This is a genomic window from Metabacillus arenae (genome assembly GCF_014773385.1).
Lineage (GTDB): Bacteria > Bacillota > Bacilli > Bacillales > Bacillaceae > Metabacillus_D > Metabacillus_D arenae.
On record NZ_JACXAI010000001.1, the window covers coordinates 182873 to 197275 of the forward strand.

Genomic DNA, 14403 nt, shown 5'->3' on the forward strand with positions numbered 1-14403 from the left:
GACAAAGGAGCCTGGAAATCCAGGCTCCTTTCTAATTGTATTTACTTAAAATTTTAACTGCTTTTTCGGGATAGTCTGTAATGATTCCCCCGCACCCACAAGAGATATACTGTTTCATAACTTCTACTTTATTGATCGTAAATGGTCTTACTTCTATTCCATTGTTTTGAGCAAGTGTTACTGAATGCGGAGGGGCTGAAGTATATTTTGGGTGCAAGGAAAGCGCGCCAACCGTTTTCGCATAGTTCCATGGTTCATATAACCCCTCCATGTAAAGAATCGCTTTTTCAATGTCCTTCGTAATTTGGTGGCATTTAACTAGGCTGTAATGGTTGAAAGAGGAGATGATGACCCTTTCTGAAAGATTATATCTATAAATAAGCTGGATAACTTTTTCCTCGATCCCTTCATATGGAAAAAGAGTATTCTTTAGCTCAACATTTACTAGAAAGCCTCCTGAATGTTCTGCCCAGCTGAATACTTCATCTAAGGTTGGTATTTTAGTTTTTCCTTTGAATTGTTTGAATTTGTAACAGGCATCAACAGCTTGAAGATCCCGATATAAAAAATCTTTTATAAAACCTGTAGAATTTGTTGTTCTTTCAACCGACTCATCATGAATGACAACTAATTCACCATCTCTAGTCATTTGCACATCAAGCTCTATCCCATCTGCACCTGCTTCGATTGCAGCTTGAAAGGAAGCCATTGTGTTTTCGGGATAAGTACCAGCAGCTCCACGGTGTCCAAAAATTTTCGTCATGTTATGCAGCACCTCAATTTTTTTCAATTTACACTGTAAACAATATCATTTAGACATAATCTCTCCAAGAAAAGCATTTGACGAACCCTGCCTATAAGGAATCCTTAAACCTGTTAAAAGATGGGCTCTACCTTAGCCATACGATTATGTTCTTAAGAAGGAAATCAAACCAGTCAGCCTTAAACCAGAGTATTGCTTGTAAAATTACTTGTTTTACATAATTTCTATGCATATTCGAACACTAAAAATAGTTGAAAGGAGTGAAGACAGTGCATAATAAACAACAGCTTCAAGAGTGTATTTCTGAGTGCGAAAGCGCATTAACTCATATTATCAATGCAATTGGTAAATTGGAAGTGCCCGAATCTATGCAAAGCCTTATTCATGCAAAAAAAGACCTGCAAGAATGTATTTCGGCTTGCCGCAGTATGTTGTAATGATGTTTTTTGTAAAAAAGTAAAAACCTCCCTTAAAATAAATAGGAAGGTTTAGCATTTTTCTGATTTAATTAAGCTTTGTTGACCATTTAAAGGAACTGTGACAAGCACCTATTTCACTTTAACTATGTCCAATCTCCTTCATCTCTTTAGCGAGTCGAACTCTTTCAAGAAGCCTTATGTTCTAATCTTAATTTATCTGCAACCATCGCGATAAACTCTGAATTCGTTGGTTTGGCTTTAGACATGCTTACTGTATAGCCGAATAGGGAGGAAATTGATTCAATGTTACCTCTGCTCCATGCTACTTCAATGGCATGGCGGATAGCTCGTTCAACCCTGCTCGCAGTAGTGTTAAACTTTTTAGCAATATCAGGGTAAAGAACCTTTGTAATAGATCCTAATAACTCAATATCATTGTAAACCATTGAGATGGCTTCACGTAAATATAAATATCCTTTAATATGGGCAGGTACACCGATTTCATGAATAATATTTGTGATGCTTGCATCCAAGTTTTTCACTTTTGGTTCAGAGCGATAAGAAGAGCTTGCAGGACGTTTTAAAATTGGTGACGATTTACCACTTACTTGGCGAATATGGCTCGCTAAATTTTCCATGTCAAACGGCTTTAAAATAAAATAAGCAGCCCCTAAGTCGACCGCTTTTTTCGTAACATCTTCTTGTCCGAAAGCAGTTAACATAATGACATTAGGTTGTTTATCCCGATTCATTTCCCTTAATCTCTCCAGAACTGCTAATCCATCTAGATGAGGCATAATGATATCTAAAACTAAAACGTCTGGCTCTTTTTCCTTTAACATCGTTAAACATTCTTGTCCATTATAGGCTACCCCAAGAACATCCATATCTTCCTGGCTGGAAATATACTCTTCTAATAGGCCAACTAATTCACGATTATCATCCACAATGCAAACCTTGATATTTTTCAACACAAGTTCCTCCTCAAACTTCATTTGCCTAAATATAGCTAATAGATGTAAATTATGCTATTTGATGATTTCGACAATTGTGTGAAAATTCCTTTTGTTATTTTCAAAAAAACTCAAAATATTTATTTACCCAAGTATTTCTTCAAAATGCTCTTTTTTTCGACCTAAACTGTCATTTGACAAATGAGATATGTACAGGTTTTGTCGAAAAATCTTTCTAGTTTTATTTTACAGGATAAAATTTGATATTAAAAGCTATTTTCAATCGTTATTAAAAACAAATTCGGCAATTTTCAATATGTCTTCAGGCTTTTTAGCAATGTATGCAGGTTCTTCTTTGATAGCGGTTTTTAAATCATCGTATCCCCATTCTACCCAAATAATATCTATGTTGCTTTTTTTACATGCTTTAATATCCCTTATTTCATCTCCCACATATAAGACATCCGTTTTCGTTAAGTTATGGGACTTCATAAATTTCTGTATGATTTTATCTTTACCAAAAATATTATTCGAACATAGGATATTAAAAATCCCGTGCAATTCGTTGCATGCTAAAAATTCTTTAATATTTTTCTTAGTATTGGAGGAGATGAAAACAAGCTTATACTCTGCTATATCTAATTGTGCTAATACTTCTTTCATACCAGTGATGGGGCTAATTTCTTTTAACGAGCTATAATAAAGTTTTGCGAATTCTGCTGCAAGAACTGGAAGCTTATATAGTGGAATATTAAGGAACTCGCAACTTTTTTTAATTGACCATTTTTTTAACGTATTTACATCCTTAAGCACTACCTTTTTGAAATTGTGCTTTTCAGCAAGGGTGTTGTAAATTGTAAAAACAACATTTTTGGAATCGGCAAAAGTTCCATCAAAATCAAGAAGAATATATTTTTCCATCCTATCTCTTCCTCCCTTTGAATACCACTGGTTCATATATGTAGTATAGGTTCCGGAAGTTTAAATGTGATTAAAAAATAAGAGCATATCTCCAAAAGCGGACTGCGCCTCTTTCAGGGATATGCTTAGGTTTAGCTTGCTTTTTCCATTTCTTTATCATAAATATTAATGCCTGCTTCATTCAACATCCACTCAATGTGAACTCCGTATCCTGATGTAGGATCGTTTACAAAAACATGTGTCACAGCACCAATTAATTTGCCATTTTGTATGATAGGGCTTCCACTCATGCCCTGCACAATTCCACCGGTTTCTTTCAAAAGTTCAGGGTCTGTGATTTTAATAACCATTCCTTTGGTAGCTGGGAACTTTTGAGGGATAGTACTGACAACCTCTACATCGAACTCTTTCACTTGATCCTTATTTACGACTGTTAAAATTTTTGCAGGGCCTTCTTTTACTTCATTAGACAAAGCTATTGGCATTGGCTTATCCGAAATTCCGTTTCTCATCTCTTGATTAAGCTTACCAAATATTCCAAATGGACTGTTTCTCGTTATGTTTCCGATAATTTCACGTGTACTTGAAAACCGGGCAAGCTTTTCACCGGGATTACCATTACTGCCTTTTTCAATTGACGTAACAGTCGATTTTACGATTTGACCATCTTCTACAACAATTGGTTTTTTTGTATCCATATCAGAGATGACATGACCTAATGCCCCATATTTTTTCGATTGAGGATCATAAAAAGTCATTGTACCAATTCCAGCTGCTGAGTCACGAATATATAAACCGATTCGATAAGCATGATCGTTATTGTCTTTTAACGGTACTAATTTCGTTTTGAACTTTTTATTATCTCTTGAAATGACGAGATCTAATGGTTTTCCAGTTTTTCCTGCGTCTTGGATAAACGGTGCAACATCACTCATCTTCTCAATGGATGTCCCATTGATTTCAGTAATGATATCCCCTATCTGAATATTTGCAATCTCTCCAGGTGATTGTTTTCCATTTTCTGTGTTGATTTGATGGTGGCCAACTACTAAAACACCTAAGCTGTTTAGCTTTACTCCTATTGATTGTCCACCTGGAAGCACTTTAAAATCAGGAAGCACTTTAACATCCACTTTTTTAATTGGCATTCCAGCTAAATCAAATACCAGTTCACCTTCACCTGAATTTTGGCCATTAATTTTCAATTCGTTTGTCTCATGCTGAATAGTAAAGGCCTCTTTTGCACCATTTTGTTTTACAGCTGCCTGGGCGGGAACCGCAATTTTTGAATATTGAGTTTCGAAAACTGTAATTGAATTTGGTAATTGAATGTATTCTTTAACGGGCTTAATAAAAACTAAACTGATTAAAGAAACAAGGAGAATTACACCTATCATTTTTCTAATTTTCTCTGTATGCAACTTTTTCACTCTCCTCGCTCTAACCCACACCATACGTATGGCTACATTCATTAATTTTGCCTAGCCAGAGCTTCTTTATAACCGAATTCACAAGAAAAAGAAACTTCCATGTGAATAAAAGGAACGGATTTTTACAAAATTGAAAGAAAAGCGTAAGGCGCCCGCTTATCGGCGACAAGCATAAGACAAGCCGGCTGGAAGGTTGATCTTTAACCTTTTAGACGGATTGGCTTATGACCTAAGGGCCGATGGCGCCTGAAGCTGGACAACGACAGCTCCTTTTAATACATTAACACTTTAATCAACATAAATTTTCTAACATAACAAAAAGCTGCCGAATGGCAGCTTTTAAGGCTATTTCTTAATAGAGTTTGCTAAAGCTAATAATTCTTTCGCATGCTGCTTAGTTAGGTCAGTCACTTCCACACCAGCAATCATACGTCCAATTTCTTTTATCTTTTCTGTCTCTTTTAAAGCTTTTACCTTTGTTTTTGTTCGTCCGTCCACTGTTTTTTTTGAAATGAAAAGGTGAGTATCAGCCATGGCAGCAACTTGAGGTAAATGAGTGATGCACAAGACTTGAGATCCAATTGAAACACGATAAATTTTTTCCGCAATAGCTTGAGCCACTCGCCCACTTACACCTGTATCGACCTCATCAAAAATGATGGAAGTCACACCTTGATGCTGAGAAAAAATACTTTTCATCGCCAGCATCATTCGGGAAAGCTCACCACCGGAAGCTGTTTTGGAAAGTGCCTTTAAAGGTTCACCTGGGTTTGTTGAAATAAAAAATTCAACTTGATCAATTCCATCATTGGTAAATGGCAAATTTGCAGGTTCCATATTACTTTCCTCTTTAAAATAAACCTCAAATTTTGTTTTCTGCATATAAAGCTCTTTTAGCTCTTGGAGAATATCTTTAGTTAATTGCTTTGCCCATTTTTTTCGTAACTCGGTTAAATTATTAGCCTCAAGCACAAGATCCTTTGTAATTGATTGCAATTCCTTTGTTAAAGAATCAATATGACTGTCTCGGTGTTTAATTGTATCAATTTCCTCTTCAATTTTTGCAGCATATTGTAAAATTTCTTCTACTGATTGTCCATACTTCCTTTTCAGTTGATTTATTTCTGTTATTCGAGATTCAATTAAATCGAGCTTATCTGGGTCAAATTCCAATTGTTCTAATTCGTTTCGAATATCAAACGATAACTCTTCAACAAGATAATATTGGCTGCTTATAGCCTCACTCATTTTTTTGAGATTATCATTTATAGATGAAACATCACCAAGATGAGTCATAGCAAGATTCAGCCAGTCAAGTCCTTTTCTTTCACCATGAAGAGCATTATATGAATTATTTAAGGCTTCATAAACTTTTTCATAGTTAGAAATTTGATTTCTTTCTTCCATGAGCCTTACATCTTCATTCGGTGTCAGCTCTGCAGCTTCAATTTCTTCCAATTGAAACTGCAATAAATCAAGGCGATGAGCCATTTCTTGTTCATTTTCAGAAAGATTTTTGATCTTCTTATGTAATTTCACATAATCCTGATAAATATCTCTATAATTCATCAAGGCATCTTGTATTACAGGGCTTCCAAATTGGTCTAACAAAGATAAATGATTTTCTTCATTCATTAATTCCTGATTATCATGTTGGCCATGAATATCAACAAGATGTCTGCCAACTTCTCTTAAAATGGCAATCGTAACAAGCTTACCATTAATACGGCAAATACTTTTACCTGCTGCCGAAATATCACGTCTTAAAACGACCATTCCGTCACTTACACTAATCCCAAATTCCTCACATGTTTTAGCAACTGAGTGATCATCATCCAGTAAAAAAAGGCCTTCCAGCTCGGCACGTTTTTCACCGTAACGTACAAATTCAGAAGAGCCTCTGCCACCTGCTAATAGGTGGATAGCATCTATTATAATCGACTTTCCAGCTCCGGTTTCCCCAGTTAAAACAGTTAATCCCTTTTCAAAAGAAATCGTAAGTTCTTCAATAATCGCAAAATTACGTATTGTTAATTCCGCTAACAAACAGAATCACACCTTATATTATTATTGGCTGTTTTCGTTGCTATTTCCTACGTTTGGAAAATCTTTAACCCTGAGGACTTTTGTATACTTCAAAAGGTAAGAGGAGGGAGGTGAATCTTTAAGCAATCAGAGACAAACCCGATTGCTTTTATTTAACAATCTTTTAAACATCAATAGCAACAATATTGGAAAAGAGCCTTATTATTAAAGCATTTCTAAAAAACGGTCTGTTATTAATTTTGTATCATCCGGTTTACGACAAATAACCAAAATAGTGTCATCACCGCAAATGGTTCCCAATATTTCTTCCCAATCTAAATTATCGATTAATGCACCAATAGCATTTGCGTTCCCTGGTAAAGTTTTCATTACCAGCATATGTCCGGCTGAATCAATTTTTACGAAAGCGTCCATCAGTGATCTTTTTAGCTTCGCAAGCGGGTTGAATCTTTGATCAGCAGGCAGACTGTATTTATACCGACCATCTATCATTGGAACCTTTACTAAATGTAATTCTTTGATATCCCTGGAAACTGTAGCTTGAGTAACATTAAATCCCATCCCTTTTAAAAGATCGACAAGCTCGTCCTGGGTTTCAATTTCTTCATTTGTAATAATTTCTCGTATTTTAATGTGTCTTTGCCCTTTATTCATTTGGCACCCCTCAAACAAAAACTTCTGTTGACTAGTATGTTTATCCCACTCTTAACGGGCAGTAGATCTCCATCTAAAGGTTATGAAGAAGCTAAGAAAATTTGTGGGGATAACTTGCCCGTAAAGGTCTGGAAAAGAGGAACACAGACTTTAAGCGCCACGTTTTTGGCAACGTCTGTGTGACCCACATTCTGTGGGCCTCATCTAACCAATCGTGAAATCTCCATATGTGGAAATTTCACTTTTATACTCACCATGTTATATGAAATCATTTAAAAAGTACACGCTTTTATCATAAAAATGCCCAATCAGAACGGAAAAGAAACAGGAATATTTGAAAAAACATTAATTGCACTGTCATCAAGATATTTGGCATCGGTCAGCCAATTATTTGCACCGTCATCGAGATATGCACCGTCAGTCAATTATTCCTGCCCTATTCATTATTTTGTTATCGCTTGAACATGGGCCTGTTCTACAACATTTTCAACCGAGATTGCGGTAGAGATTTTCCCAATTTCCTTTTCACCGCTCCAGTATAAGTGAAGAAGAAATTCGATATTTCCGTCTCCACCTGTGATTGGTGAAAAAGATAAATCTAAACAGTCATAGCCTTCCTTTACCGCAAAATCGATAATATGTCTCACAACTGATTGATGTACGCTTTTATCTCTGACAATTCCTTTTTTTCCGACAAGCTCTTTCCCTGCTTCAAATTGCGGCTTCACTAAAGCAACACAATCACTATTAGGAGCTAGAATGCTTTTTAATGCAGGAAGGATCAGCCTTAATGATATAAAAGAGACATCAATAGTAGCAAACTGCGGCAAGCCTTCTTGAAAGTCGTCCGGCGTAGAATAACGGAAGTTTGTACGCTCCATTACGATTACCCGCTCATCCTGGCGGAGCTTCCATGCCAATTGATTATAACCTACATCTACAGCATAGGACCGCTTTGCTCCATTTTGAAGCGCACAATCTGTAAAGCCTCCTGTTGAGGATCCAATATCAATAAGAATTTTATCCTTTACACTAAGATCAAATTGCTGCAGTGCTTTTTCAAGTTTTAATCCTCCGCGGCTGACATAAGGAAGAACCTTCCCTTTAATGGTTAAAGGAAGGTTACGGTCAATTTTTTCTCCCGGCTTGTCCAGTCTTTGCTCATTTGTATAGACTAATCCTGCCATTATCGCACGTTTTGCCTTTTCTCTTGTTTCAGCCAAACCTTGTTCAACTAATAAAATATCTAATCGTTCTTTTTTTCCCATTTTTTATAGCCCTTTTGCTTTTGATGGTACCATAGCTTTAATCTTTTCAATTGCATGCTCGGTTGTAAACCCAATTTCGTATAGTAATTCTGATACATTTCCATGCTCTATAAACCGGTCAGGGATGCCCATGCGATCAATTAATACTTGATGCTTGTGATCATGGGCGTATTCAAGCACGGCACTTCCAAAGCCGCCTTGGAGGACGGCCTCCTCCATTGTCAGAATAGGCAAGTCTTCTTTCATAATTCTTTCAAGCATTTGTTCATCAAGGGGTTTAATAAATCTCGCATTTACTACTCTAACGGAAAGATCTTCTTTTTCTAATGTGTCTGCTGCTTCCAGCGCCATTTGTAATGTCGGCCCAAATGTTAAAATGACAGCATCTGACCCTTCACGGACTATTTCCCACGAACCAATGGGAATTTCTTTTAATTCTTTATCCATCGGTACACCAATCCCGTTCCCGCGCGGGAATCTCAGCGCGATTGGTCCCTCATTATATTTTATAGCCGTATAAACTAAATGCTGACCTTCATTCTCATCCTTGGGCATCATTAACACCATATTTGGCAGGTGTCTCAAAAAAGCGATATCAAATACACCTTGGTGTGTCTCCCCGTCTGCCCCGACAAGCCCAGAACGATCGATACCAAAAAATACATTAAGGTTTTGCCTGCACACATCATGAACAACCTGATCATATGCTCTTTGCAGAAATGTTGAATAAATGGCTAAAAATGGTTTCATGTTTTGAGTTGCGAGTCCTGCTGCCATCGTAGTGGCATGCTGTTCAGCAATACCTACGTCATACATTCTTTCAGGAAACTCACTTGCAAACCCTTCAAGCTTAGACCCAACTGGCATAGCAGGAGTAATAGCGACAATTCTTTCATCTTCCCTAGCAAGATTTCTGACCGTTTCGCTAACAAGCTTACTCCAACCAGGCGCTTGTACTTTAGGTTTTAAGAAATCCCCAGTATCGATCTTATATTGGCCTGTTCCATGCCATTCACCAATTTTATCCTGTTCTGCAGGGTGATAGCCCTTTCCCTTTTTCGTAATTACGTGGATCAGGACCGGCCCTTTAGTTTTCTTTGCGTATTGCAGGTTTTCAAACAAATCCTCGTAGCTGTGGCCGTCAATCGGACCCAAATATGTGAACCCCAATTCTTCAAAGAACATACCTGAAACTAGTAAATATTTCAAGCTGTCTTTTACACGCTCTGCTGTTGCAGCAAGCTTTCCTCCGACAGCAGGTATCCTTTTAAGTAAGTACTCCAATTCATCTTTGACCCAGTTGTATTTCCCGCCGGTTCTCAGTCTTCCAAGCATATTATGAATTGCCCCTACATTCGGAGCAATTGACATTTCATTATCATTTAATATTACAATTACATCTTTTTTCTCATGTCCAATATGGTTTAATGCTTCTAATGCCATTCCGCCTGTTAATGCGCCATCACCAATGATTGGAACGATATGGTCTTTTGTCCCTTTCAAATCTCTAGCGACAACCATTCCCATTGCAGCAGAGAGCGAGGTTGAGCTGTGTCCGGTTTCCCAAACATCATGTTCACTTTCATTTCGTTTTGGAAATCCACAAAGGCCTTGATATTGACGTAATGTATCAAACTCACAAGCACGCCCTGTCAATACTTTATGAACATAAGATTGATGGCCAACATCCCATATAAATTTATCCTGGGGACTGTTGAATACTTTGTGTAATGCGATCGTTAATTCCACGACACCTAAGTTCGGACCAATATGTCCACCGGTTGAGGAAAGCTTTTCAATAAGGAATTTTCGGATTTCAGCACTCAATTGTTCCAGCTCTGGATTTGACATTTTTTTAAGAAAGTTTGGGTTTTCAATTGATAAAAGATCCAAGAGGACCAACTCACTTTCGATTCATATTTCTCTGTTTGTTTATCTTTTTATATTTTTTATCCTTTAAAACCGGAATTTTAAACTTATCTTCGAATAGATAAATGATCTTCCCAACTTGGAATATTATATCAGTTGAGAAGTTAATTGCAATGGATTTACCGAAAGCTTTACCCCCAACTGTCAAAGCAGCAACCAAACTTGTGAAAGCAACATTGATTACAATTTGCAGCAAAGACCCCTCTTTTATCGCCATATCCAGTGTTAGTTGAATCACAACAATAGCGGAAGCGGTTCCGCTAATAATTCCTGAAATATCTCCAATTACATCATTGCAAAAGCTTGCAAATCGATCTGCGTTACGAACAATTTTCAGTGATTGCTTGGCACCAATTACCCGATTCGATGCCATTGAATGAAAGGGAACCTCGTCTGCGGCAGCGGCAGCAATCCCAAGCATATCAAAAAAAATTCCTACCAAAACGATAATAAAGACAATCAACATTCCCAGAGCCCAGCCGACACCGCTTAGCATAGAAGTAGAAATGATTGTAAAAAGAGCCGCTAACACAAACGTGATAACGGCTATTCCTACGCTCCAGTTTAGTGACTGACGTAACAAGTCTTTCATCTATAAGTCCGCACCTAACTTTATATTTTATGTATAGGCTTTTTTACCCGCAAAGACTAATTGTAAAAAGTCTGACACGCTGGAATTAGGGTATCTCTTGAAATAAAAAGCGTGAAGTAGACTAGAAGCAATCGGCTTAACACCGATTGCCTTTTAAAATCTCCTATAAATTAGTTTTATAAAAGCCTATGTATATTTTTCTCAAAAATGTTCCATTCTATGTAAATGATAGTGGAGTGGTCATACATAGAGTTAAAATTACGGCTTAGGTCCAGTAGGTTTTCCCAAGTGAATACCAGGTGTTGCCACACTGGCGGTTTCCCTTTAAATCCACCTTAACAATGTCACCATGTGCTAGACTGGATTGCCACTTAGTCCGTACTGTAATCCTCTATTTATGTCGTTTGGAACAGTCTAGGAGGTTTCCTCGGGCAGCCCTTAACTTGTTCTTAGCCTCTTTTGCAGAGTTGATTTCATACAAAGATCAAAAGCTCCTTCATTGGCCTTATGAAAGAGTTTCAGGTTAAGTTGTAATCCCCTCAAACTCCACTCAAGGCAGGCTACGCTGCTCGTACCTTTCCCATTTGTACAATAGAGATACGATAGCAGGTTCACACAATCATGTTTTAACCGACCAAGCTATAACATGAAAGCCTCCACGGAAAGAGGGTCCTCGCCCACATGCCATTGTGGATCGCCCTCTAACCTTAACTCCCTGTGTAAGCCCAAAGCTGGGCGCCTCAAGCCAACACAAGGAACTTCATCGATGTGCCCTTTAGCGGATTTTTAGGCCCGCCTTCAAAACAAGTGGACCGACTAGAATACTGCACCACTCCAAGTCATTATTAAAATTATATCATAATACTTGTTTTTTCTCAATTTCGATTTAGCTTACCATATATAAAAAGACACGCAATAATTATACGTGTCTTTAATGATCTCTCATCGCAATTAAATCACATAATCCTTCAAGCAGGGTAGTTGTAATTAGCAATTGATGTAAATTCATTTTAGCCAATTGAATATGGGTTACAAGTTTTTCTTTTGCCCCTTCCAGCGTAAGAAGTGCCGGGTAAGTTGTTTTTTCATTTTCTTTATCAGAACCAACAGGTTTTCCTATTTTTTCTTGGTCACCTTCAATATCTAAAATATCATCACGAATTTGGAAAGCTAGTCCAAGGTGGAAGGAGAACTCTCTTAATTTTTCAATTTCCTCTTTCGAAGCTCCCGCTAAAATGGCTCCGGCAATGATACTGTATTCTAGAAGCTTGCCTGTTTTATGCTCGTGAATGAATTCTAGCTCTTCCAAGGAGAGAGACTTCTTCTCTCCTTCCATATCTGCAACTTGTCCTCCCACCATTCCTTTTATTCCTGCAGCATCTACCAGCTCTGTTATTAATTGCAGCTTCATTTCAGCGGTTACCTCGGGGTGGTCAATTGTTGAAATCAGCTGAAAGCTTTGGGTAAGAAGGCCATCCCCTGCCAGAACAGCTAGAGCTTCGCCAAAAACTTTATGGTTAGTCGGCTTGCCGCGGCGCAAGTCATCATCATCCATACAAGGAAGATCATCATGGATAAGAGAATATGTATGTATCATTTCAATTGCACAACCAACGGGGATGCCCAGGCTCTCACTTTTACCAAATGAAGATAATGTGGCAAGTACAAGTACAGGGCGTAACCGTTTTCCTCCCGCCTCAAGCGAATAAAGCATAGATTCCTTCAATGATTCAGGTATGGAAAGAGATTGTATATAGTCAGGCAGGGCTGACTCAATTGTTTGTTTACGAGTAGATAAAAATTCACTAGTGCTGATAACTTGGGTCACCCTAATCCTCCCCCTGAATATCAAAAGGCTCTAACTGATCGTCTTCACGCAAAATAAAGTCCATCTGTTTTTCAACCTTTTGCAGCTTATCATGACAAAGCTTTGAAAGCTTCATCCCATCCTGAAAAAAATCGATGGCCTTCTCTAACGGCACATCACCTTCTTCCAGCTTTTCAACAATTTTTTCTAATTGCTCCATCGCTTCCTCAAAAGAAACTTCATTTTCCATATTCTTTTTATCACTCATTTAACTTTCGCTCCTCTTTCCCTAAAACTTTACAATGAAGAGAACCATCATTTATCCGAACAAACACCTCATCACCATTTGTTAATTGATTAACACTTTTCACTAAGTGATCTTCCTTATAAACGAGGCTGTAACCACGTTCCATAATGGTTAAAGGGCTCAATGCATTTAGTTTAGCAACAATCGTTTGAAATTGCGAGTTTTTATGTGCAAAAAGGATGTTCATTTCTCTTGCCATTTTTTTCATGATTTGGTGATGGTCATCGAAAGCTCGTTTTACTTGCTGCCTTGGATGAACTTGATTAAGCCTGCTCTTCAGCTGGATAAATCGGTCATTTTTGTAGGTAACAGTCCTTTTCCCTTCCCTAAGAAGACGTTCAGTTAATAGATCGAGCTGCTGTTCTTTCTGGGCATGCAGCTGTTTCGGATAACGAAACGCATAAGAATTCCGTTTATTGGTAAGACGCTCTTTCTCGATTGATACTTTTTCCTGTATTGCACGAACAAGCCTTGTTTTCCGGGCAGATAATCTTTCTGCTAGATCTGCAAAGTGGGGGACAGCTAATTCAGCAGCACCAGTTGGTGTCGGAGCTCTTAAATCTGCAACGAAATCAGCAATAGTATAATCCGTTTCATGCCCAATTGCTGAAATAATCGGAATCCTTGAGCTAAAAATCTCTCTTGCAACAATTTCCTCATTAAATGCCCACAACTCTTCAATTGAGCCTCCGCCGCGTCCAACAATTAAGACATCTAAATCCTCTATAGCATTTGCCTTAGAAATAGCTTGGGATACGGACTTGCCTGCATTTACTCCTTGAACTAAAGCAGGTAAAATAATAACCTTCGTCATTGGATAACGCCGCTTTATTGTGATCAATATATCTCTTACCGCAGCACCGGTCGGGGAAGTGATCACCCCAACCTGTTTAGGAAAGGCAGGTATTGGCTTTTTATATTTCTCGTCAAACAATCCTTCAGCAGAAAGCTTTTTTTTCAATTCTTCATAAGCCAAGTAGAGACTGCCTAAACCATCCGGCTGCATTTCTTTTACATATAATTGATAATTTCCGTTAGGTTCATAGACTGTAATCTCAGCACGGAGAATCACTTTCATGCCATTTTCAGGCCTGAATTTCAGATTCTGGGCCTGTCCATTAAACATGACACCTTGTATGCGCGCATTTTCATCCTTAAGGGTAAAATACATATGCCCTCGGCTGTGTATTTTAAAATTGGATAATTCCCCTTTAACCCAGATATCCCTCAAATGAGGGTCAACGTCAAACTTTCGGCGAATATATTTTGTTAAAGCTGATACCGTGACATACTTTTGTTCACTCATAAAAATCC

At 37.9% G+C, this 14403-nt stretch carries 13 protein-coding genes; 1 reads left to right on the top strand and 12 read right to left on the bottom strand.

The window, feature by feature from the left end; all coding sequences use genetic code 11:
* Positions 1–31 precede the first annotated feature (31 nt).
* A complete protein-coding gene (locus IC621_RS00930; RefSeq protein ID WP_191154814.1) occupies positions 32–763 on the bottom strand; it encodes a glycerophosphodiester phosphodiesterase in 732 nt (243 codons plus the stop codon).
* Between the two features lie 269 nt (positions 764–1032).
* Here IC621_RS00930 and IC621_RS00935 point away from each other — a divergent pair, with 269 nt between their 5' ends.
* Positions 1033–1200, top strand: coding sequence for a hypothetical protein (locus IC621_RS00935; RefSeq protein ID WP_191154817.1), 168 nt, complete (start codon positions 1033–1035; stop codon positions 1198–1200).
* A gap of 167 nt (positions 1201–1367) precedes the next feature.
* Here IC621_RS00935 and spo0A read toward each other — a convergent pair whose 3' ends face one another.
* The 11 genes from spo0A to xseA form a co-directional block, all read right to left on the bottom strand.
* Positions 1368–2153, bottom strand: a complete 786-nt coding sequence (spo0A, locus tag IC621_RS00940; RefSeq protein ID WP_191154819.1) for a sporulation transcription factor Spo0A — start codon at positions 2151–2153, stop codon at positions 1368–1370.
* Positions 2154–2414: 261 nt separating this feature from the next.
* Positions 2415–3056, bottom strand: coding sequence for an HAD-IA family hydrolase (locus tag IC621_RS00945; protein ID WP_191154821.1), 642 nt, complete (start codon positions 3054–3056; stop codon positions 2415–2417).
* A gap of 131 nt (positions 3057–3187) precedes the next feature.
* Positions 3188–4477, bottom strand: a complete 1290-nt coding sequence (spoIVB, locus tag IC621_RS00950; protein WP_191154823.1) for a SpoIVB peptidase — start codon at positions 4475–4477, stop codon at positions 3188–3190.
* Between the two features lie 354 nt (positions 4478–4831).
* Positions 4832–6532, bottom strand: coding sequence for a DNA repair protein RecN (gene recN / locus IC621_RS00955; RefSeq protein ID WP_191154825.1), 1701 nt, complete (start codon positions 6530–6532; stop codon positions 4832–4834).
* A 204-nt stretch (positions 6533–6736) separates the two neighbouring features.
* Positions 6737–7186 (bottom strand): transcriptional regulator AhrC/ArgR, encoded by a 450-nt coding sequence (gene ahrC / locus IC621_RS00960; RefSeq protein ID WP_191154827.1) that lies wholly within the window; start codon positions 7184–7186, stop codon positions 6737–6739.
* A 443-nt stretch (positions 7187–7629) separates the two neighbouring features.
* Positions 7630–8454: a TlyA family RNA methyltransferase gene (locus IC621_RS00965; protein ID WP_191154829.1), complete on the bottom strand. Its 825-nt coding sequence runs from the start codon at positions 8452–8454 to the stop codon at positions 7630–7632.
* Positions 8455–8457: 3 nt separating this feature from the next.
* Positions 8458–10347, bottom strand: coding sequence for a 1-deoxy-D-xylulose-5-phosphate synthase (gene dxs, locus IC621_RS00970; RefSeq protein WP_191154831.1), 1890 nt, complete (start codon positions 10345–10347; stop codon positions 8458–8460).
* A 10-nt stretch (positions 10348–10357) separates the two neighbouring features.
* Positions 10358–10975 carry a hypothetical protein gene (locus IC621_RS00975; protein ID WP_191154833.1) on the bottom strand — a complete coding sequence of 206 codons (618 nt, stop codon included), beginning with the start codon at positions 10973–10975 and terminating at the stop codon, positions 10358–10360.
* A 931-nt stretch (positions 10976–11906) separates the two neighbouring features.
* Positions 11907–12803, bottom strand: coding sequence for a polyprenyl synthetase family protein (locus IC621_RS00980; RefSeq protein ID WP_191154835.1), 897 nt, complete (start codon positions 12801–12803; stop codon positions 11907–11909).
* Between the two features lies 1 nt (position 12804).
* Positions 12805–13050 carry an exodeoxyribonuclease VII small subunit gene (locus tag IC621_RS00985; protein WP_318152989.1) on the bottom strand — a complete coding sequence of 82 codons (246 nt, stop codon included), beginning with the start codon at positions 13048–13050 and terminating at the stop codon, positions 12805–12807.
* Positions 13043–14395, bottom strand: coding sequence for an exodeoxyribonuclease VII large subunit (gene xseA, locus IC621_RS00990; RefSeq protein ID WP_191154836.1), 1353 nt, complete (start codon positions 14393–14395; stop codon positions 13043–13045). The genes IC621_RS00985 and xseA overlap by 8 nt, the downstream gene beginning before the upstream one ends.
* Positions 14396–14403: the final 8 nt, after the last annotated feature.